The organism is Hydrogenophaga sp. NFH-34, from assembly GCF_021401345.1.
In the GTDB taxonomy this organism is placed as follows: Bacteria; Pseudomonadota; Gammaproteobacteria; order Burkholderiales; family Burkholderiaceae_C; genus Hydrogenophaga; species Hydrogenophaga electricum.
The window spans coordinates 201,671-221,773 of record NZ_JACBGE010000001.1; the positions used below are offsets into that span (position 1 = coordinate 201,671).

The 20,103-nt window shown below is 67.7% G+C and carries 19 protein-coding genes; 17 read left to right on the forward strand and 2 right to left on the reverse strand.

Features of this window, described 5'->3' with window-relative positions:
* Window positions 1–175 precede the first annotated feature (175 nt).
* The 5 genes from surE to rlmD all read left to right on the forward strand — a co-directional run bounded on the left by surE (window position 176) and on the right by rlmD (window position 4,984).
* Window positions 176–952: a 5'/3'-nucleotidase SurE gene (surE, locus tag L0977_RS01035; RefSeq protein ID WP_234262769.1), complete on the forward strand. Its 777-nt coding sequence runs from the start codon at window positions 176–178 to the stop codon at window positions 950–952.
* Window positions 949–1,773 carry a protein-L-isoaspartate(D-aspartate) O-methyltransferase gene (locus L0977_RS01040; protein ID WP_234262770.1) on the forward strand — a complete coding sequence of 275 codons (825 nt, stop codon included), beginning with the start codon at window positions 949–951 and terminating at the stop codon, window positions 1,771–1,773. Before surE ends, L0977_RS01040 begins: the two co-directional genes overlap by 4 nt.
* Before the next feature lie 150 nt (window positions 1,774–1,923).
* Window positions 1,924–2,721 carry a peptidoglycan DD-metalloendopeptidase family protein gene (locus L0977_RS01045; RefSeq protein ID WP_234262949.1) on the forward strand — a complete coding sequence of 266 codons (798 nt, stop codon included), beginning with the start codon at window positions 1,924–1,926 and terminating at the stop codon, window positions 2,719–2,721.
* A gap of 11 nt (window positions 2,722–2,732) precedes the next feature.
* On the forward strand, window positions 2,733–3,518 hold the full coding sequence (locus tag L0977_RS01050; RefSeq protein ID WP_234262771.1) for a 3'-5' exonuclease: 786 nt from the start codon (window positions 2,733–2,735) through the stop codon (window positions 3,516–3,518).
* 35 nt (window positions 3,519–3,553) lie between these two features.
* Window positions 3,554–4,984 (forward strand): 23S rRNA (uracil(1939)-C(5))-methyltransferase RlmD, encoded by a 1,431-nt coding sequence (rlmD, locus tag L0977_RS01055; protein ID WP_234262772.1) that lies wholly within the window; start codon window positions 3,554–3,556, stop codon window positions 4,982–4,984.
* A gap of 85 nt (window positions 4,985–5,069) precedes the next feature.
* On the opposite strand, the gene L0977_RS01060 is transcribed toward rlmD, so the two are convergent.
* Window positions 5,070–5,456, reverse strand: coding sequence for a hypothetical protein (locus tag L0977_RS01060; protein WP_234262773.1), 387 nt, complete (start codon window positions 5,454–5,456; stop codon window positions 5,070–5,072).
* Window positions 5,457–5,757: 301 nt separating this feature from the next.
* On the opposite strand from L0977_RS01060, the gene L0977_RS01065 reads away from it, so the two are divergent.
* Window positions 5,758–7,995: an NADP-dependent isocitrate dehydrogenase gene (locus tag L0977_RS01065; RefSeq protein ID WP_234262774.1), complete on the forward strand. Its 2,238-nt coding sequence runs from the start codon at window positions 5,758–5,760 to the stop codon at window positions 7,993–7,995.
* Between the two features lie 111 nt (window positions 7,996–8,106).
* Here the strand turns inward: L0977_RS01065 and L0977_RS01070 are convergent, their stop codons facing one another.
* The gene (locus tag L0977_RS01070; protein WP_234262775.1) at window positions 8,107–8,562 is read right to left on the reverse strand and encodes a DUF192 domain-containing protein; all 456 of its coding nucleotides are present in this window, start codon (window positions 8,560–8,562) and stop codon (window positions 8,107–8,109) included.
* 189 nt (window positions 8,563–8,751) lie between these two features.
* Between L0977_RS01070 and icd the strand changes: the two genes are divergently transcribed.
* From icd to L0977_RS01125, 11 genes are all read left to right on the forward strand, one after another.
* Complete coding sequence (gene icd, locus L0977_RS01075; RefSeq protein ID WP_234262950.1) at window positions 8,752–10,017, forward strand: NADP-dependent isocitrate dehydrogenase; 1,266 nt, start codon at window positions 8,752–8,754, stop codon at window positions 10,015–10,017.
* Between the two features lie 286 nt (window positions 10,018–10,303).
* A complete protein-coding gene (locus L0977_RS01080; RefSeq protein ID WP_234262776.1) occupies window positions 10,304–10,870 on the forward strand; it encodes a TRAP transporter small permease in 567 nt (188 codons plus the stop codon).
* The gene (locus L0977_RS01085; protein ID WP_234262777.1) at window positions 10,867–12,147 is read left to right on the forward strand and encodes a TRAP transporter large permease; all 1,281 of its coding nucleotides are present in this window, start codon (window positions 10,867–10,869) and stop codon (window positions 12,145–12,147) included. The genes L0977_RS01080 and L0977_RS01085 overlap by 4 nt, the downstream gene beginning before the upstream one ends.
* A gap of 50 nt (window positions 12,148–12,197) precedes the next feature.
* Window positions 12,198–13,211 (forward strand): TRAP transporter substrate-binding protein, encoded by a 1,014-nt coding sequence (locus L0977_RS01090; protein ID WP_234262778.1) that lies wholly within the window; start codon window positions 12,198–12,200, stop codon window positions 13,209–13,211.
* A 35-nt stretch (window positions 13,212–13,246) separates the two neighbouring features.
* The gene (locus L0977_RS01095) at window positions 13,247–14,056 is read left to right on the forward strand and encodes an SDR family NAD(P)-dependent oxidoreductase (protein WP_234262779.1); all 810 of its coding nucleotides are present in this window, start codon (window positions 13,247–13,249) and stop codon (window positions 14,054–14,056) included.
* Between the two features lie 37 nt (window positions 14,057–14,093).
* Complete coding sequence (locus tag L0977_RS01100; protein ID WP_234262780.1) at window positions 14,094–14,795, forward strand: GntR family transcriptional regulator; 702 nt, start codon at window positions 14,094–14,096, stop codon at window positions 14,793–14,795.
* 18 nt (window positions 14,796–14,813) lie between these two features.
* Window positions 14,814–15,692 (forward strand): isocitrate lyase/PEP mutase family protein, encoded by an 879-nt coding sequence (locus L0977_RS01105; RefSeq protein WP_234262781.1) that lies wholly within the window; start codon window positions 14,814–14,816, stop codon window positions 15,690–15,692.
* 36 nt (window positions 15,693–15,728) lie between these two features.
* Window positions 15,729–17,174, forward strand: coding sequence for an FAD-binding oxidoreductase (locus tag L0977_RS01110; protein ID WP_234262782.1), 1,446 nt, complete (start codon window positions 15,729–15,731; stop codon window positions 17,172–17,174).
* A 2-nt stretch (window positions 17,175–17,176) separates the two neighbouring features.
* Window positions 17,177–17,992, forward strand: coding sequence for an SDR family NAD(P)-dependent oxidoreductase (locus L0977_RS01115; protein ID WP_234262783.1), 816 nt, complete (start codon window positions 17,177–17,179; stop codon window positions 17,990–17,992).
* Window positions 17,993–18,224: 232 nt separating this feature from the next.
* A complete protein-coding gene (locus L0977_RS01120) occupies window positions 18,225–18,734 on the forward strand; it encodes a sigma-70 family RNA polymerase sigma factor (protein ID WP_234262951.1) in 510 nt (169 codons plus the stop codon).
* A gap of 55 nt (window positions 18,735–18,789) precedes the next feature.
* Window positions 18,790–19,989 carry a FecR family protein gene (locus L0977_RS01125; RefSeq protein WP_234262784.1) on the forward strand — a complete coding sequence of 400 codons (1,200 nt, stop codon included), beginning with the start codon at window positions 18,790–18,792 and terminating at the stop codon, window positions 19,987–19,989.
* The last annotated feature ends 114 nt before the right edge of the window (window positions 19,990–20,103 follow it).

Here is a 20,103-nt window from a genome sequence, read left to right on the forward strand (position 1 = left end):
TTGGTCTCCTTGTGGGGTGCCCCGCTTGGGCACCGGTGGTCCGCATGATAGGCAGGGCCCCCCGATACCGGACCCGTGCAGTCCCGCGGTTTTGTCGCCGCCGTGACCCGCTGCCGGGCGGGGAGACCGTCGCCCCGTGGCCAAAAAGGGCGGCGCGTTTCCCTAGAATCGGGGGATGAAAATCCTCATCGCCAACGACGACGGCTACCAGGCGCCCGGCATCGTGGCCCTGTACGAAGCACTCCAACCCCTGGCCGATGTGGAGGTGGTGGCGCCCGAGCAGAACAACAGCGCCAAATCCAATGCGCTGACGCTGCATTCGCCGCTGTACGTGCACCGGGCGGCCAACGGCTTCCGCTATGTGAACGGCACCCCGGCAGACTGTGTGCACATCGCGCTGACGGGGCTGCTCGATTACAAGCCCGATCTGGTGGTTTCCGGCATCAACAACGGCGCCAACATGGGCGACGACACGCTCTATTCCGGCACCGTGGGGGCGGCGATGGAAGGCTACCTCTTCGGCATCCCGGCGATCGCGTTCTCGCAGACCGAAAAGGGCTGGGCGCACCTGGATGCCGCCGCCGAAAAAGCCGCCGAGCTGGTGCGCCAGTTGCTGCCGTCGCTGGCCGAGCCCGGTCGCCGCAGCGCCCCGTGGCTGCTCAATGTCAACATTCCCAACCGGCCGCTGGCCGAACTCCAGGGGGTCAAGGTGGCCCGGCTCGGGCGCCGGCACGCGGCCGAACCGGTGATCACGCAGCCCAGCCCGCGCGGCGAGACCATGTACTGGATCGGCAGCGCGGGGCCGGCCATGGACGCGGCCGAAGGCACCGATTTCCACGCCACGGCCCAGGGGTTCGTGAGCATCACGCCGCTGCAGATCGACCTGACCGACCACGATCGGCTGCCGTACTGGGCGCCTTTCGCCGCACAACTGGGCGGGGGGGCGCGTTGAAGCGCCACACGCCGCCCGCGCCCGCTCCGCGGCCCCGGCCGGGTTTCCCGGCCCGCCTGCCGACAGCGGGCTCCCCGGCCGCATCCTCGTCGGGCGGCCAGCCGCGTTCGGCGCTGGCAGGTGGCCCGGGGCGTGCAGCGCCAGGCCCGGCCGTGGCATCGTCCCCCGGGGGCGTCGGCATGGACTCCCAGGCGGTCCGTTCGGCCATGGTGCGGCGCTTGCAGGCGCAAGGGGTGTCGCACCCGGCCGTGCTGGCCGCCATGGGCGCGGTCGAACGCCACCGTTTTGTCGACACCGCACTCGCGGGCCAGGCCTACGAAGACACCAGCCTGCCCATCGGGCTGGCGCAGACGATCTCCAAGCCGAGCGTGGTGGCCCGCATGGTCGAGTTGATCTGCCAGGGGCGCAGCGAGCGGCTCGGGCGCGTGCTGGAGATCGGCACGGGCTGTGGTTACCAGGCTGCGGTGCTGAGCCATGTGTCACGCGAGGTCTATACCATCGAGCGGCTGCGCGGCCTGCATGAAAAGGCCCGTGAGAACCTTCGGCCGTTCCGGTTGTCGAACGTCCATCTGCTGTTCGGTGACGGCATGCTCGGGTTTGCCCAGGGCGCTCCCTACGCGGCCATCATCGCCGCAGCGGGAGGCGAGGACATTCCGGCGGCCTGGGTCGAACAGCTGGCGGTCGGTGGTCGGCTGGTGGCGCCTGCGCACACCGTGGCCGGTCGGCAGAACCTGGTGGTCATTGACAAAACCGCCGCAGGCGTTCAGCACACGGTGCTGGAGGCCGTTCATTTCGTCCCCCTAAAATCGGGCGTGGCCTGAGAGCAGGCCGGCCCGCCCTGGTGGGCCTTTGTTGGTTGCCGCACGGTTCTGACCGCGCGGCGCGCATCCGCTGGAGTGCCTATGTATCGATTCAACCTGACCACCTCGCCTGTGCTGGACGGCCGTTGGCAACGCCCGCTGGCTCTGCTGATGGTGGCCAGCCTCACCGTGATGGCCGGTTGCTCGACCCGCCGTGTCAGCAGCCCCGCTCCGGTGGAGGACCGCGCGGGCGGCGCCCACGCTGCTGCCGCGGTGGACCCCAAGACCTTGCCCGGCGCCGAAAACGCCGGCAAACCCGGTTATTACACCGTCAAACCCGGCGACACCCTGTTTCGCATCGCCCTGGAAGCCGGTCAGAGCTGGCGCGATGTCCAGGCCTGGAACAGCCTGGCCAACCCGAACATGATCGAGGTCGGGCAGGTGCTGCGCGTGATGCCGCCGGCCGGCACCGCGCCGGTGCCGGCGACCACCGTCGTCGGCAAGCCCCTGCCGCCGGCCAGTGCCCCCGCACCGGGCAATGGCACGACCGCCGTGGCCCCGGTGGCGCCCGCTGCGCCGGCCGCCGAGCCGGCCGGTGCCGAAGAGGTGCAGTTCGTCTGGCCGGCCAACGGGGCCGTGATCGCTACCTTCGACGAGGCGCGCAACAAGGGTATCGGCATTGCCGGCCGCGTCGGTGAACCGGTCCTCGCCGCCGCCGATGGCCGCGTGGTCTACGCCGGCGCTGGCTTGCGCGGCTACGGCAACCTGATCATCCTCAAGCACAACAACACCTACCTCACGGCCTACGCGCACAACCAGGCGCTGCTGGTGCGCGAGGACCAGTCGGTCAAGCAAGGGCAGAAGATCGCCGAGATGGGCAGCAGCGACGCTGATCGCGTGAAGCTGCATTTCGAGGTGCGCCGCCAGGGCAAGCCCGTGGACCCGCTGGGCTACCTGCCCAAGCGCTGAGGGCCCGCACGTTGAGCTGGCCGGTCCTCGTCTTCGACATCGAGTCCATTCCCGACGTGGCAGGCCTGCGCCTGCTGCGTGGAGAGCCCGCCGAGCGCACCGACGACGAGGTGCACGCCGCCTGGCTGGCCGAACGGCAGGCCGACGGCAAGAGCGACTTTGCCCCGCTGCATCTGCAGCGGGTGCTGGTGATCAGCTGCGTGCTGCGCGACGCCAGCGGGCTGTACGTGCGTTCCTTCGCAGACCGCGACGGCCAGAGCGAAGGCCGGGTGATCCAGAACTTCTTCACCTCGGTCGAAAACAAGGTGCCCCAGCTCGTGAGCTGGAATGGCAGCGGCTTCGACCTGCCCGTGCTGCACTACCGCGGGCTGCGCCACGGGGTCGAGGCCGGCAAGTACTGGGACCTGGGCGAGGACGACCGCGAGTTCAAGTGGAACAACTACATCAGCCGCTACCACATGCGCCATCTGGACCTGATGGATCTGCTGGCCATGTACTCGCCCAAGAACAACGCGCCGCTGGACGCGCTGGCCAAGCTGTGTGGCTTTCCGGGCAAGCTGGGCATGGACGGCTCGCAGGTCTTTGCGCAGTACCGTGAGGGGCGGCTGGAGGACATCCGCCGCTACTGCGAGACCGACGTGATGAACACCTACCTGATGTACTGCCGCTTCCAGAAAATGCGCGGCGGCCTGACCGAGGCCGAGTACACCCAGGAAATCGCCTTCGTGAAGGACACGCTGGGCGCGCTCGCCCCGACCGAGTCGCATTGGCAGGAATACCTGGCGGCCTGGGTCTGAACCGGGCGGCGGCCCGGCCCTGAGACAATCGGTGCATGAGTTCCGAGAGCCCCACACCCGAACAAGCCGCCGTCCAGGCGGCATTCCCCTCCGCCGACCTGCCCGAAGGCTGGCTGGCCGTCGAATCCCTGGACATCGAGGCCCAGGGCATTGCCCACCGGCCCGATGGCAAGGTGGTCTTCCTGGACGGCGGGCTGCCCTTCGAAGTGGTCAGCGCCCAGGTCACCCGCCGCAAGAACAACTGGGAAGCGGCCACCGTCACCGACATCCACCGCGAATCGCCGCAGCGCGTGCGCCCCGGGTGCCCGCATTTCGGGCTGCACGCGGGGGCCTGTGGCGGCTGCAAGATGCAGCACCTGCACGAGTCGGCGCAGGTCGCGATCAAGCAGCGCGTGCTGGAGGACAACCTCTGGCACCTGGCCAAGGTCAAGGCCGAAACCCTGCAGCGCCCGATCCAGGGGCCGGCCTGGGGCTACCGCTACCGGGCGCGCCTGTCGGTGCGCTACGTGCACAAGAAGGGCGAGGTGCTGATTGGTTTTCACGAGCGCAAGAGCCGCTACGTGGCCGACATGCGCGTCTGCCACGTGCTGCCGCCGCACGTGAGCGCCTTGCTGGTGCCGCTGCGCGCGCTGATTTTCGGCATGGACGCGCGCGAAACCTGCCCGCAGATCGAGCTGGCCTGCGGCGACGAAGTGACCGCGCTGGTGTTGCGCCATCTGGAGCCGCTCAGCGAAGACGACCTCGCCCGCCTGCGGGCTTTTGCGCAGCAGCACGGCGTGCAGTGGTGGTTGCAGCCGAAGGGGCCGGACACGGTCAAGCTGCTGGACGCCGGCGGGCCACCACTGGCCTACAGCCTGCCCGAGTTCGGCGTGACGATGCCGTTCAAACCGACCGACTTCACCCAGGTCAACCCCCACATCAACCGGGTGCTGGTGGCGCGGGCGCTGCGCCTGCTCGGCGCCCAGCGGCACGAGCGCGTGATCGACTGGTTCTGCGGCCTGGGCAATTTCACCCTGCCCATCGCGACCACGGCCGGCGAGGTGCTGGGCATCGAGGGCAGTGAGGCGCTGGTGGCCCGTTCGCGCGAGAACCTGGCGTTCAACCAGTCGGGCCGGACGCAGCCGCTGGCACCGACCCGGTTCGTGGCACGCAACCTGTTCGAGATGACGCCCGATCTGCTGGTGGCCGACGGCGTGGCCGACAAGTGGCTGGTCGATCCGCCGCGCGAGGGCGCTTTTGCCCTGGCCAAAGCCCTGGCCGACCTCCACCAGCAACCCGAACTGCGTGGCGCCTGGATGCCACCCCGCCGCATCGTCTACGTGAGCTGCAACCCGGCCACGCTGGCGCGCGACGCCGGCCTGCTGGTGCACCAGGCGGGCTACCGTTGCGTGTCGGCCGGCGTGGTGAACATGTTTCCGCACACCGCGCACGTGGAGAGCATGGCGGTGTTCGAACGGGTGGACTGAAGCCTCGGGGCCGGGGCGGAGAAGGCGCCCCGGCTACACAAGCGCGGGGCGCTTCGGTCCCCTGCGTCGGGTGCGGGTCGGGCGCTCAGGAGCGCTGCGTACTGCCGCTGCGCGGGGCCACGCCGCTGCCGCCGTCGTGGCTGCTGCCGTGGGCGGGATCGGCCGCTTCGCTGGCGGCCCGGTCGGCCGGGGAGCCCGCGTTTTCCGACCAGGGCATGCCCACGACCTGGTTGTCGCGCATGTACTGATCCATTTCGCGCCACCCGGCAAACACGGCGGCCTTGCCGGCGCGTGGGTTGGTGCGGAAGCAGTCTTCGATGCTGCGTACCGCATGGCGGCAGGCGCTGCCGATGGCTTTGCCTTCCGCTTCCTTGCGCGCGGCGATCTGCGGGGCGGTTTCGATGCCCAGCAGATCGCAGCCGGTCAGCAGGCTGGAGGCGGTCAGGCAAAGGGCGAGGGCAAGTCGGCGCATGGTGGATCTGTCGGTTGCCTGTAGTTTCGGCAGATGGGCGGTCAACTTGATGGCGGCTCGCCAGGCTTTTGGCAGCGTGTTTAGGACCGGCGGGCCCGAAGATCGTGGGCAGGGTGGCATTCGTGGAAAAAAAATCCATGACGAAGTCACGATTTTTCATGTTATGGGATTTGACTTCAAAAAACGGGTTTCCGATCAGGACACTGAAAGCAAAATCACGCACGATCTTTGTCTGTCGCCGCCAACCGGGCCCCGAGACACCGGCGGCGCCTCTTCCACAACGACTTCACGGAGCCAAGCCATGAGTAACCAACCATCCACCATCATCTACACGTTGACCGATGAGGCGCCCCTGCTGGCCACGAGTTCGTTCCTGCCGATCATCCGCACCTTTGCGGCGCCGGCGGGTGTGAACGTGGAAACCAGCGACATCTCGGTGGCCGGCCGCATCCTGGGCCTGTTCCCGGATTGCCTGAGCGAAGAGCAGCGCGTGCCCGACAACCTGGCCGATCTGGGCAAGCTCACGCTCAAGCCCGAAGCCAACATCATCAAGCTGCCCAACATCAGCGCGTCGGTGGCCCAGCTCAAGGCCGCGATCAAGGAACTGCAGGACAAGGGCTACAAGATCCCCGACTACCCCGAAAACCCGCAGACCGACGAAGAAAAGGAAATCCGCGCGCGCTACAACAAGTGCACGGGCAGCGCGGTGAACCCGGTGCTGCGCGAAGGCAACTCCGACCGCCGCGCGCCCAAGGCCGTCAAGGAATACGCGCGCAAGAACCCGCACAGCATGGCCGAATGGAGCCAGGCTTCGCGCTCGCACGTCTCGCACATGCACGCTGGCGACTTCTACCACGGCGAAAAGTCCATGACGCTGGACAAGGCGCGCAACGTGAAGATGGAGCTGATCACCAAGAGCGGCAAGACCATCGTGCTCAAGCCCAAGGTCGCGCTGCTGGACCGCGAGATCATCGACTCCATGTTCATGAGCAAGAAGGCGCTGCTGGCCTTCTACGAAAAAGAGATCGAAGACGCTCGCAAGACCGGCGTGATGTTCTCGCTGCACGTCAAGGCCACGATGATGAAGGTCTCGCACCCCATCGTGTTCGGCCACTGCGTGCGCATCTTCTACAAGGACGCGTTCGAGAAACACGCCAAGACCTTTGAAGAGCTGGGCGTGAACGTGAACAACGGCATGGTCGATCTGTACACCAAGATCGAATCCCTGCCGCAGAGCCAGCGCGACGAGATCAAGCGCGATATCCACGCCTGCCACGAGCACCGCCCCGAGCTGGCCATGGTCGATTCGGCCAAGGGCATCACCAACTTCCACTCGCCCAACGATGTCATCGTCGACGCCTCGCTGCCCGCCATGATCCGCAACGGCGGCAAGATGTGGGGGGCCGACGGCCGCCTGAAGGACACCAAGGCGGTGCAGCCGGAGAGCACCTTCGCCCGCATCTACCAGGAGATGATCAACTTCTGCAAGTGGCACGGCGCTTTCGATCCCAAGACCATGGGCACGGTGCCCAACGTGGGCCTGATGGCGCAGCAGGCCGAAGAGTACGGCTCGCACGACAAGACCTTCGAAATCCCCGAAGACGGCGTGGCCAACATCACCGATCTGGACACCGGCGAAGTGCTGATGAGCCAGAACGTGGAGCAGGGCGACATCTGGCGCATGTGCCAGGTCAAGGACGCCGCCATCCGCGACTGGGTCAAGCTGGCCGTCAACCGTGCCCGCAACTCCGGCATGCCGGTGGTGTTCTGGCTTGACGCCTACCGCCCGCACGAAGCGCAACTGATCACCAAGGTCAAGATGTACCTGCACGAGCACGACACCACCGGTCTGGACATCCAGATCATGAGCCAGGTGCGTGCCATGCGCTACACGCTGGAGCGTGTGATCCGTGGCCTGGACACCATCAGCGCCACCGGCAACATCCTGCGCGACTACCTGACCGACCTGTTCCCGATCATGGAACTGGGCACCTCGGCCAAGATGCTGTCCATCGTGCCGCTGATGGCCGGCGGCGGCATGTACGAAACGGGTGCCGGCGGCTCGGCACCGAAGCACGTGCAGCAACTGGTGGAAGAAAACCACCTGCGCTGGGACTCGCTGGGCGAATTCCTGGCGCTGGCCGTGAGCCTGGAAGAGCTGGGCATCAAGAACCACAACGCCAAGGCCAAGATCCTGGCCAAGACGCTGGATGCCGCCACGGGCAAGCTGTTGGACAACAACAAGAACCCCAGCCCCAAGACGGGCCAGCTCGACAACCGCGGCAGCCAGTTCTACCTGTCCCTGTACTGGGCGCAGGCGCTGGCAGCGCAGACCGAGGACGCCGAACTGGCGGCCAAGTTCGCGCCCCTGGCCAAGGTCCTGGCCGAAAACGAAAAGACCATCGTCGACGAACTGGCGGTGGTGCAGGGCAAGCCGGTGGACATCGGCGGCTACTACAAGCCCGATTTCGAGAAGCTCTCGGCCATCATGCGTCCCAGCGCCACGTTCAACGCGGCCCTGGCATCGATGACGGCCTGATCGCCTGGGAACCCCTGGGGTCGAAGCCGCCGCAAGGTGGCGCCGGCCAGGCACAAAAAAGCGCAGCTCCGGCTGCGCTTTTTTTGTGGGCGAGTGGGCGGGATCTGGTGCTCAGCGGCGGCCGCCGAACGGCGAGCCGGCGAGGCGGGTGCCGGCGACCAGGCCGCGCTTGGCGAACCAGCCCTGGTTCATCTCCAGCACGTAGCGCACCGGCTTGGTCGAGCAATGCGAGTCCAGCGTCTGGGGCTTCATGTCGGCCAGGTTGACGATGCTGCCGTCGTCGGCGATGAAGGCCGCGGTCAGCGGCAGCAGCGTGTTCTTCATCCAGAAGCACTGCACGGCCGGTTCCTCGAACACGAACAGCATGCCTTCGTTGACAGGCATCTCCGGCCGGTGCATCAGGCCAATGGCCCGTTGTTCGGGGGTGAGCGCCACCTGGGTGTGGATGAGGTGCATGCCTGCCTGGAGGGTGATGCGGGGCAGGTCCATCTGGGGGTCTTGTTGGGCCCAGGCCGGGGCGGTCAGGCAGGACAGCAGCCAGAACAGGCGGGAGAGCAGGGATCGCATAGTCGGGTGTGGGAAGGTCGAGGACGAGCGAGCGGATTGTCGGCGATTCGGCCGTTCTGTGGCAAAGCTTTGCCCGCAGGCGACGGGGTGCCATTTCCTTAAGACATAAAATTCCCGGGCAGTTCCTGCACGCTGAGGGCCCCGGGCGCGTTTGCCGATCCAGGGGCCGGTTGTCCTTCCCGGAGTCGTATTCACATGTACCAGCACATCCAGGTGCCCACCCAAGGTCAGAAGATCACGGTCAATGCCGACCGGACGCTGAACGTGCCCGACGAGCCCATCATTCCCTTCATCGAAGGTGACGGCATTGGCGTCGACATCACGCCGGTGATGATCCGGGTGGTCGACGCGGCCGTGGCCAAGGTCTACGGCGGGCAGCGCAAGATCCACTGGATGGAGGTTTATGCCGGCGAAAAGGCCACGCGCGTTTATGGCCCTGATGTTTGGCTGCCCGAAGAGACGCTGGCGGCGGTGAAAGATTACGTGGTCTCGATCAAGGGGCCACTGACCACGCCGGTGGGCGGCGGCATCCGCTCGCTCAACGTGGCGCTGCGCCAGGAACTCGACCTGTACGTCTGCCTGCGCCCGGTGCAGTACTTCCAGGGCGTGCCCAGCCCGCTCAAGGAGCCCGAGAAGACCAACATGGTGATCTTCCGCGAGAACTCGGAGGACATCTATGCCGGCATCGAATACCCGGCCCAGAGTGACAAGGCCAAGAAGCTCATCCGGTTCCTGCAGGACGAGATGGGCGTGACCAAGATCCGCTTCCCCGAAACCTCGGGCATCGGCGTCAAGCCGGTGTCGATCGAGGGCACCGAGCGCCTGGTGCGCAAGGCCATCCAGTACGCGATCGACAACGACAAGCCCAGTGTGACCCTGGTCCACAAGGGCAACATCATGAAGTTCACCGAAGGGGGCTTCCGCGACTGGGGTTACGCCCTGGCCAAGAAGGAATTCGGCGCGGCCGAGCTCGACGGCGGCCCGTGGTGCCAGTTCAAGAACCCCAGGACCGGCCGCAACATCGTCATCAAGGACGTGATTGCCGACGCCTTCCTGCAGCAGATCCTGACGCGCCCGGCCGAGTATTCGGTGATCGCGACGCTCAACCTCAATGGCGACTACATCTCCGACGCGCTGGCGGCGCAGGTGGGCGGCATCGGCATCGCCCCGGGCGCCAACATGAGCGACTCGGTGGCCTGCTTCGAGGCCACCCACGGCACGGCGCCGAAGTACGCCGGCAAGGACTATGTGAACCCGGGCTCCGAAATCCTGTCGGCCGAGATGATGCTGCGCCACATGGGCTGGCGCGAAGCGGCCGACCTGATCATCCGTGCGATGGAACAGGCCATCCTGTCCAAGAAGGTGACCTACGACTTCGCCCGCCTGATGGACGGCGCCAGCCAGGTCAGCTGTTCCGGTTTCGGGCAGGTGATGATCGACGCGATGAACGACTGACCCCGCTTCCCGGCGTCCGGCCCTCGCCCCGAACCCCCGACCCACCGCCAGGTGGGTCGGGGGTTTTTGTTTGCGCGCGCGCGGTGGCCTGGGCGGCGGTTGCTTTGCGCGACAGGGTGGCGTGAAAACAGAGGGTTAACCCTTATTTCCATGCAGAACCTTACATACAACAATCCGCCATCTCAAAAATATCCATGCGTGGAGACGGCAGGATGGTGGTCTTTTTTTCTTTGTGGATGAGGTTCCCCGGCACCTCGGATGGCATCGCGGTGCCGGGTGGGGCGGCATGAGCACGCGCGGTCATTCGCCGTTGGCGATCCGGGCCATGGAGGCCTTTCTGGCCTTCTGCCTGCTGTCCATGGTGGTCATGGTGTTCGGCAACGTGGTGCTGCGTTACGGCTTTGACTCCGGGATCATGGTGTCCGAGGAGCTCTCGCGCTTCGCTTTCATCTGGCTGGTGTTCGTGGGGGCCGTGGTGGCCATGCACGAAGGCGCCCACCTGGGCGTGGACAGCCTGGTCAGCCGCCTGCCTCGGCAGGGCAAGCTGGTGTGTCTGGCCATCAGCCAACTGCTGATCGTGATCTGCTGCGCGATGTTCTTCTGGGGCACCTGGCGGCAGCACGAGGTCAACCAGACCACGATGGCGCAGGTCACGGGCCTGTCGATGATCTGGGTTTTCGGGATGGGCTACTTCAGCAGCCTGGGGATTGGCAGCATCGCACTGCACAAGCTCTGGTGCATCGTCACCGGGCGCATCGCCGATGACGAACTGGTGGCCGTTCGCGAGAGCGAAGAAGAAACCGATCCGGATCATGGCGCCGCCCCGGTGGGCACCCAGGGAGAGCGCGCATGACCGTCGGCGTCTTCGTTATTTCGCTGCTGGGCGCAATGGCCCTGGGCATGCCGATCGCGTTCGCTCTGATGGTGTGTGCGGTCGCGCTGATGCTGCTGCAGGGTTCGGTGGACACCACCATCCTGTCGCAGAAGATCATCGAAGGGGCCGACAGCTTCCCGCTGCTGGCGATCCCTTTCTTCATGCTGGCGGGCGAGTTGATGAATGCCGGCGGTATCTCCCGGCGCATCGTCAACTTTGCGCTGGCTTTCGTCGGACACATCCGGGGTGGCCTGGGCGTGGTGGCCATCATGGCGGCCGTGATCATGGCGGCAATCTCCGGCTCGGCCGCGGCGGACGCTGCCGCGCTGGCCACGATGCTGATTCCCATGATGCGCCAGGCGGGCTACAACATTCCGCGCTCGGCGGGGCTGATTTCGGCCGGGGGCGTGATCGCGCCGGTGCTGCCGCCTTCGATCGGCATGATCATCTTCGGCGTGGTGGCCAACGTGTCCATCGGCAAGCTGTTCATGGCCGCCATCGTTCCCGGGCTGCTGATGGGCGTGTCGCTGTTGCTGGCCTGGATGATCGTGGCGCGCAAGGACCAGGTGCAGGTGCTGCCGCGCATGCCGATGCGCCAGCGCCTGCGCGTCGCGCTCGACAGCCTGTGGGCGCTGGTCATGCCCGTGGGCATTGTTGGCGGCATGAAGTTCGGCGTGTTCACGCCGACCGAGGCGGCGGTGGTGGCTGCGGTCTATGCCTTCGTGGTGGGCATGTTCGTCTATCGCGAACTGAAGTGGCGCGCCATCTACCCCTTGCTGGTGAGCGCGGCCAAGACCACCGCGGTCGTGGTGTTCCTGATTGCCACGGCCCTGGTGTCCGGCTGGCTGATCACGGTGTCGGACATCCCGCAACAGGTCAGCGACCTTCTGCAGCCCTTCATCGACAGCCCGATCCTGCTGATGGCGCTGATGATGATGCTGGTGGTCATTGTCGGCACGGCGCTGGATTTCGCCCCCACGCTGCTGATCCTCACGCCGGTGCTGATGCCGATCGTGCGTGAGGCGGGCATCGACCCCGTGTACTTCGGCGTGCTGTTCATCATGAACAACGCCATCGGCCTGATCACCCCCCCGGTGGGCATCGTGCTCAACGTGGTCTGTGGCACCGCCAAGGTGACCATGGGCGAGCTGATGAAGGGGATCGCCCCCTTCCTGTTGGCCGAGATCGCCGTGCTGTTTCTGCTGGTGATGTTCCCGTCCATCGTGCTGGTGCCTCTGCGCTGGCTCACGGGTTGACCCCCTGCGTCCATTTCCCCTGTCCGATCCATTCACAAAGGAGACACTTCATGACCGCTCCCCGCATCCGCCTGGCCGCCATGGCCCTGGCTGCCCTGGCCACCAGCGCCGCCCATGCCCAGTTCGAAGCCCGCACCGTGCGCGTTTCGTCCGGCGTCACCAAGGGGCACCCGATCAGCTTCGGCATCACCAAGATGACGCAATGCGCGGCCGACAAGAGTGGCGGCAAGCTCAAGCTGCGGACCTACTACGACGGGGCCCTGGGCAACGACACCACCGCGTCGCAGCAGGTGCGCACGGGATCGCTGGACATGGTGCTGACCTCCACCGCGCCGCTGGTGGGGGCGATTCCGCAACTGGCCGTGTTCGACCTGCCGTTCCTGTTTGCCAACGAACGCGAGGCCGATCAGGTGCTCGATGGCAAGGTGGGCCAGTCCTTCGAACCCAAGTTCGAGGAAGCCGGCCTGGTGAACCTGGCGTATTGGGAAAACGGTTTCCGCAACGTCACCAACTCCAAGCGTCCGGTGACGCGCTGGGAAGACCTGCAGGGCGTGAAGATGCGCGTCATGCAGAACAAGGTGTTCCTTGACACCTTCAGTGCACTGGGCAGCAACCCGACGCCGCTGGCCTTCTCCGAGGTGTATTCCGCGCTGGAGACCCGCACGGTGGACGGCCAGGAAAACCCGGTCGCGCTGATCGAGAACATGAAGTTCTACGAAGTGCAGAAGTACCTCTCGCTCACGCGCCACGCCTACAGCCCGCTGGCCGTCCTGTTCTCGAAGAAGCAGTTCGACAAGCTCTCGCCGCAGGAGCAGGGGGTCATGCGCGAATGCGCGGTCGCGGGTCGCGAAGAGTCGCGCCGTGTGGGCCGCGAGCAAGACGCCACGGTCATCGCCAGCCTGAAGAAGCAGGGCATGCAGGTCAACGAAGTCTCGCCCGCCGAGTTGCAGCGCATGCGCGACAAGGTCAAGGACGTCTACCAGGCGCAGGCCAAGCTCGTGGGTGAGGACATCGTGAACGAAGTCCACGCCGAATTGCAGCGCATCCGCGCAGCCGCCAAGTGAGCGTCGATCAGGGAGGCGCGGTGCAACCCGCAACCATGCCGGGCATCGCAGGCCTGGCCGTGGCGATCACCGGGGCTGCGCAGGGCATCGGTCGCAGCCTGGCGCTGCGTTTCGCCGAGGCCGGTGCCCACGTGGCGGTGGCCGACCTGCGGCAGGAGGCTTGCGACGCGGTCTGCGATGGGTTGCGTGCCTTCGGCGTGAACGCCGTCGGGGTGGCGGCCGACGTGACGCAGCCCGCGGATGTCGAGCGCCTGGTGGCGACCGCTGCACAGGCCTTCGGCCGGCTCGATGTGATGATCTGCAATGCCGGTGTGGCGCAGGTCAAGCCGTTCATGGAGTTGCAGGCGGCCGACTGGGACCTGCACCTGGGTGTCAACGTCAAAGGGGCCTTCCTGTGTCTGCAGGCTGCCGCGCGCCAGATGGCCCGGCAGGCGCCGCTGGCGCCGGGCCGGCCGCGGGGCAAGGTCATCAACATGGCCTCGATTGCCGGGCGCTACGGCGCCGGGCCGATGGCCCCCTACCAGGGGCCGTACCGGGCCAGCAAGGCGGCGGTCATCAGCCTCACGCAGACGGCGGCCTACACCCTGGCGCCCGATGTCACGGTCAACGCCATCTGTCCCGGCCTGGTGGCCACCGACATGTGGGCCCGCATGGACCGCACGCTCTCGGCCCTGGAAAACGGGCGTGAAGGCGACGTGTTTGCCCGCCGGGTGGCGGCGGTACCGATGGGCCGTGCGCAGACGCCGGAGGACGTGGCGGGGCTGGCGCTGTACCTGGCGTCACCGGCGGCCGACTACATGACGGGCCAGTCCATCAACATCGATGGCGGCCTGATGTTCGGCTGATACTGGCCATTCGATTCATCACCGCAGGAGTTCCGGCATGGTTCAGAAGTTCGACATCGAGATGCCCAAATCGCTGACCGAGATCGTGGCCGCGCGCGTGCGCCAGGCCATCATCGACGGCGAGTTCACGCTGGGGCAGATGATTTCGGAGGAGTCGCTCGCCGAGTCCTTCGGCGTCAGCCGCACGCCGGTGCGCGACGCGCTGACCCTGCTGCAGACCACGGGCCTGGTGGAGATCCGGCCCAAGCGGGGCAGCTTCGTGTTCCAGCCCACGGAAGACGACGTGCAGGCAATCTGCGACTTCCGCGTGATGCTGGAGGTGCAGGCCGCGCGCCGGGGCTGCGCGATCGACCGCACCGGTCTGCTGGCCGCCATGGAGGCGCTGTGCCGCGAGATGCGCGAGGCCTCCGAGGCCGACGACGACGTGCGCTACGGTCGCGTCGACTCGCAATTCCACGAGGTGCTGTTCGCGCATTGCGCCAATCCCTACATGCGCGACGCCTACGGTCTCGTGGCCGGCAAGATTTCGGCGCTGCGCACCGCCATGTCGCGCCAGTTCTTCGACTCGCGCGAGGTGTCGCTGGCCGAACACGAGCGCATGGTCGATCTGATCGGGCAGGGCCAGTTCGACGGCCTGCACGCGCTGCTGTCCGACCACATTGGCCGCACCGTCGACGCCTTCCGCCTGGCGGCCGACAGCGGCCAGTTCTCGGCTCCCCGGGCGCGGCAACGCGCCTGATTTCCCGTACTGCTTTTCATGACCCCATCTTCCCTCCATCCCGCCCGGCAGTTGCGCCAGCTCCTCGCCGCTGGCCCGATCGTCATGGCCCCGGGCGCGCCCGATGCGCTGTCGGCCCGCCTGGTGCAGCAGGCCGGTTTTCCGGCCATTTACATGACCGGCTTCGGTGCCACCGCCACCCGCCTGGGCCAGCCCGACATCGGCCTGCTGAGCCAGACCGAGATGACCACACATGCCCGCGACATGGTGCGCGCGGTCCAGATTCCCGTGATCGCCGATGCCGACACCGGTTACGGCGGCCCGTCCAACATCCACCGCACCGTGCGCGAGTACGTGCAGGCGGGTGTGGCCGCCATCCACCTGGAAGACCAGGTCGCGCCCAAGCGCTGTGGCCAGATGGCCGGCATCCGCCTGATGGACGCGGCCGAAAACGCCCAGCGCCTGCGCTGCGCCCTTGAAGCGCGCGGCAGCGACGAATTGCTGATCATCGGCCGCACCGACGCCTTGCCCGCCGCCGGCATCGACGAGGCGGTGAGCCGCGCGCACCGGTACCAAGACGCGGGTGTGGACCTGGTGTTCGTCGACGGCATCAAGAAGATCGCCGAGGTCGAGGCCGTGGCGCGTGCTGTGCCTGGTCCCAAGGTGGTGTCCATCGTCGACGGCAACGAAACCACCGCGCTGACCGCGGCGGAACTGCAGCAGATGGGCTTCTCGGTGGTGTTCTACGCCGTGACCGCGCTGTTCACCGCGGCCCGCGCCACGGCCGACGCCCTGGCCGCCCTGCGGCGCGACGGCACGCCCCGCGCCAGCGCCGGCGCGCAACTCACCTACGCCGAGTTCAGCGAACTCGTCGGCCTGGACTTCCACCAGGATCTGGACGCCCGTTTCGGCGCCTGAACCCGCCTCCCTTTTTTTCATCTCCTTCCGTTCACCATGAGCGCCACCGCTTTTCCCGCTGCCGAAATTCCCTCCGACACGCCCAGCCCGGGTGCCCACGCCGCCGTGCGCGAACTGCTCGACCTGCTGGGCCCTGTGGCCGTGATGGCCGGTGCCGATGTGCCCGCGCGCAACCGCAACGACTACAGCGGCCTGCTGCCGACCGAGCCGCTGGCCGTGGTGCGCCCGGCCAGCACGGCCGAGGTGGCAGCCACGCTGCGTATCTGCCATGCGCACGGCGTTGCGGTGGTGCCGCAGGGCGGCCTGACCGGGCTGTGCGGCGGTGGCCGTGCACAGGGCGGCGAGATCGCGCTGTCGCTGGAGCGCATGACCGGTATCGAGGAGATCGATCCGGCCGCGGCCACCATGACCCTGGCCGCCGGCACGCCGCTGGAAACCGTGCAGCAGGCCGCCGATGCGGCCGGCTTCTTCTGCCCGCTGGACCTGGGCGCACGGGGCTCCTGCGCCATCGGCGGCAACCTGTCGACCAACGCCGGGGGCAACCGCGTCATCCGCTACGGCATGGCGCGCGAAATGGTGCTGGGCCTGGAGGTGGTGATGGCCGACGGCACCGTGGTCAACAGCCTCAACAAGATGATCAAGAACAACGCGGGCTTCGATCTCAAGCACCTGTTCATCGGCAGCGAAGGCACGCTGGGCGTGATTACCCGCATCGTGCTGCGCCTGTTCCCCAAGCCGGGATCGCGCATGGTCGCCATGTGCGCCTGCGAGGACTACGCCACCGTGCTGCGCCTGCTGGGCGAAGCGCGCAGCGGCCTCGGGCCGCTGATGTCGGCCTTCGAGGTGATGTGGCCCGACTACTGGGGCCGCGCGGTGAACGAACTGCGCGCCCGCAACCCCTTCGCCGGTGACGACACGGCGTATGGCGCCTACGTGCTGATCGAGGCCCTGGGCACCGACCCCGAAGCCGATCTGCCGCGCTTCGAAGCCTGGCTGGAGCGCCTGCTGGAACAGGGTGTCGTGCCCAACGCCGTGGTCGCGCAGTCGCTGGCCGACGAGCAGGCTCTCTGGGGCGTGCGCGATGCCTGTGGCGAGCTGCACCAGACCTGGCCCGGCCACCTGGCCTTCGACATCGGCCTGCCACAGACCGCCATGGATCACTACGCGCGCGCCTGCAAGGCCGAGCTGGCCGAGAAGGTGCCCGGTTGCGAGACCGTGTTCTACGGCCACATCGGTGACGGCAACGTGCACATCGTCGCTTACCGGGCCGGTGACGCCGAGCAGCCCAAGGACGCGGTGGAGGAAGTGGTGTACGGCCTGGTGCAGAAGTTCGGCGGCACGGTGTCGGCCGAGCACGGCATCGGCACGCTCAAGCGCCGCTGGCTGGGTCATGCCCGCTCGCCCGAACAGATCGAGCTGATGCGCACCCTGAAGCTGGCGCTGGACCCCAAGGGCATCCTCAACCCCGGTAAGGTGCTGTGAGCGTGGGCGCGTTGACCGGCCGTGTGGCTGTGGTGACGGGGGCTGGCCGCGGTATCGGGCTGGCCATTGCCGAAGATTTGGCGGCGCGTGGCGCCGACCTGGCGCTGTTCGACCTGCAGGCGCCCGAAGCCGCGGCCGATGCGCTGGCGCGTGCCCATGGCGTGCGCACCCTGGCGGTGACCGCCGATGTCAGTGACGAGGCGGTGGTCAATGCCGGCTGCGCGGCGGTGGCGGCCCAGTTGGGCACGGTGTCGGTGCTGGTGAACAACGCCGGCATCATGCAGCGCGAATCGGCCGACCACCACACCCTGCCGGCGAGCGACCTGCAGCGCATGCTGGCGGTGCACGTGGGTGGCACGGCCGCCATGTGCGCGGCCGTGTTGCCTGGCATGCGGGCGCAGGGTTTTGGCCGCATCGTGAACCTGTCGTCGGTCATCGGCCTGGTGGGCCTGCAGCGCCGCACGGCGTATTCCACCGCCAAGGCAGCCATCGCCGGCCTCACACGTGGCCTGGCGCTGGAGAACGGCCGCCACGGCGTGACCGTCAACGCGGTCGCACCGGGTTATGTGCTGACCGACGTGCTGCGCGAAAAGATGCAGCGCGGCACGCTCGACTACGCGCTCTACGCCGAACGGTCGGCCGTGGGCCGCTGGGCCCTGCCGGCGGAGATCGCGCGTGTGGTCGGCTTTCTGGCCGAGCCGGCGTCCGGTTTCATCACCGCCGCCATCTGGCCGGTGGACGGCGGTTACGCCGCCAACGGCAACCCCGGCGAAACGCTGGGGCCGCTGCAGGCCCTGGACGGAGCCTGCGCCGACTGATCCCTCTGGTCGCTCTGCGACGGCACGGCGTTTGAACGCGCGCGCGGCACCGTTCGCGCGAAGTGATGCGGTACCGGCAGGGCGGGCGGAACAGCGTCATCCATGCGCACGCCGGGACCCGCCGGGTGGGGACGCGGATTCATGATCGATAATAGAAATAATTCTTATTTGATCTGATTCCCGGGCAGTGGCCGTGCGCGCCCGGATCCCACCACCAGGCCGATACCCCGCCGTGCTGGAGCGCTACCACCGCGAACTGCTGAACTTCCTGACCGGCCAGGTCAAGGACCGCGACACCGCGGCCGACCTGGCCCAGGAGAGCTGCGTCCGCGTGCTGGCGGTGCAGCAGGCGGGGCGCCCGGTGTTCGACCTGCGCGCGCTGCTCTACCGCACCGCGCGCAACCTGCTGGTCGACCAGCACCGGCGCGCCGAAGTCCGCCGCCACGAGCCGCTGGATGCCCTGGCTGAGGAGCAGCAGCCCTGTGCGCCGGCCCATTGGCAGCCCGATCAGGTGCTGGCGTCCCGGCAGATCGTGCAGGCCTATGTGGCCACCATCGAGGCATTGCCGCTGCGGTGCCGCGAGGCATTCGTGCTCAATGTGTTCGACGAACTGGGCCACGCGCAGATCGCCGCCCGCATGGGCATCTCGGTCAGCATGGTGGAAAAGCACCTGGTGCGGGGCATGGTTGCCTGCAAACTCTGCGAACGGCGCCTGCGCGGCGAGTTGGACCGGCCGGGGTGAGGATGCGAGCGCCCCGTGCGTCTGCCTTGAGAACCGTCCGCTTTCCTGTTCACCCATGCCCTTGATCCCGCCTTCTTCGTCCCCTGACCCCGCCGCACCGGCGGACGCCGACGAGCGCGAGTTCGACGCCTTCGCGCAGGCGCAGGACGGGCTGGACATCGAGGCCGCGACCTGGGTGGTCCGCCAGCGCGACGGGCTGGACGACGACGGCGAGGCCGCGTTGCAGGCCTGGCTGGCGGCCGACCCGCGTCACCGCGCGGCTTTCGACGACATGGCGGACACCCTGGGCGAAGTGCAGCAGTTGCCGGCCGGCGACCAGGCGGCTTTGCGCGACAGCCTGGGGGACCGCGCCGCCCCGGCCCGGCCGGTGGCATCGGCCCAGGAGGTACCCGGTACCGGCCGCCCGGCGTGGCCGCCACAGAGCCCTGTTCCGGACGCCAGCCGCCGCACCGGTCGCCCGGTCGCACCGGGCTGGGGTGGGTTCGCGCTGCGCCGGCATGCCCTGTTGGCGAGCCTGGTGCTGACGGCGGGCATGGCGGGCTGGATGGGCTGGGACCACTGGCAGCGGCAGCCCTGGTTCGAACAGCACTACGCCACGCTGCGCGGGCAGCAGCGTATGGTTCGCCTGCCCGACGACGCCGCCGACCGGGGGCAGCCGGGCAGCACGCTGCATCTGGACGTGGCCACGCAGCTGGACGCCCGGCTGTATCGCGACCGGCGCGAGCTGCGGCTCGATGACGGGCAGGTCATGCTGGCCGTGGCCCCCGACGCCGCCCGGCCGCTGCAGGTGCGGGCCGGGGCGCTGCGGATCACGGTGGTCGGGACCCGGTTTGCGGTGCGCCACACCGCGTCGGGGCTGGGCGCCGGTCGCACCGAAGTGGTGGTGGAAGAGGGGCGCGTGCGCGTGTCTGGCCCGCTGGAGGACGCGCCCGCGCTGGAGCTGACCGCCGGCCAGCGCGTGTCGGCGGACGCCGAGGGCCGTCTCGGCCCGGCCGAAGCCGTGCCCGCGGCGTCTGTGGCGGCGTGGCGCGAGGGCCGGATCAGCTTCGACCACACGCCGCTGGCCGAAGCGCTGGCCGAGTTCGAGCGCTACGGTCCCACGGGCGTGGTGGTCACCGACCCCGGGGTCGCGGCGCTGCCGGTCGGTGGCAGCTACAGCGTGCGCCAGTTCCCGCGTTTTGTGGACACGCTGCCCCAGATGCTGCCCGTGCGGCTGGTGGTGCGCGGGGCGGTGACCGAGGTGCTGGCCCGTTAGCCGGGCTCCCGAAGTAAACAGGAAAAATTCTCATTGGCAACGTGTGGGTTGAGGCCACCCATGCGTCTACCCCGGTGGAAGCCGCTCTGCGCGCCGCGCAGCAGCCCCGAACCC

Excerpts from the sequence above, each read along its gene's own strand:
- L0977_RS01110 (WP_234262782.1), top strand. The coding sequence starts at position 15,729 with ATGAGCGCCACCGCTTTTCCCGCTGCCGAAATTCCCTCCGACACGCCC.
- L0977_RS01080 (WP_234262776.1), top strand. The coding sequence starts at position 10,304 with ATGAGCACGCGCGGTCATTCGCCGTTGGCGATCCGGGCCATGGAGGCC.
- L0977_RS01045 (WP_234262949.1), top strand. The coding sequence starts at position 1,924 with ATGGTGGCCAGCCTCACCGTGATGGCCGGTTGCTCGACCCGCCGTGTC.
- L0977_RS01060 (WP_234262773.1), bottom strand. The coding sequence starts at position 5,456 with ATGCGCCGACTTGCCCTCGCCCTTTGCCTGACCGCCTCCAGCCTGCTG.
- L0977_RS01070 (WP_234262775.1), bottom strand. The coding sequence starts at position 8,562 with ATGCGATCCCTGCTCTCCCGCCTGTTCTGGCTGCTGTCCTGCCTGACC.
- L0977_RS01090 (WP_234262778.1), top strand. The coding sequence starts at position 12,198 with ATGACCGCTCCCCGCATCCGCCTGGCCGCCATGGCCCTGGCTGCCCTG.
- rlmD (WP_234262772.1), top strand. The coding sequence starts at position 3,554 with ATGAGTTCCGAGAGCCCCACACCCGAACAAGCCGCCGTCCAGGCGGCA.
- L0977_RS01085 (WP_234262777.1), top strand. The coding sequence starts at position 10,867 with ATGACCGTCGGCGTCTTCGTTATTTCGCTGCTGGGCGCAATGGCCCTG.
- L0977_RS01065 (WP_234262774.1), top strand. The coding sequence starts at position 5,758 with ATGAGTAACCAACCATCCACCATCATCTACACGTTGACCGATGAGGCG.
- L0977_RS01100 (WP_234262780.1), top strand. The coding sequence starts at position 14,094 with ATGGTTCAGAAGTTCGACATCGAGATGCCCAAATCGCTGACCGAGATC.
- surE (WP_234262769.1), top strand. The coding sequence starts at position 176 with ATGAAAATCCTCATCGCCAACGACGACGGCTACCAGGCGCCCGGCATC.
- L0977_RS01125 (WP_234262784.1), top strand. The coding sequence starts at position 18,790 with ATGCCCTTGATCCCGCCTTCTTCGTCCCCTGACCCCGCCGCACCGGCG.
- L0977_RS01095 (WP_234262779.1), top strand. The coding sequence starts at position 13,247 with ATGCCGGGCATCGCAGGCCTGGCCGTGGCGATCACCGGGGCTGCGCAG.
- L0977_RS01105 (WP_234262781.1), top strand. The coding sequence starts at position 14,814 with ATGACCCCATCTTCCCTCCATCCCGCCCGGCAGTTGCGCCAGCTCCTC.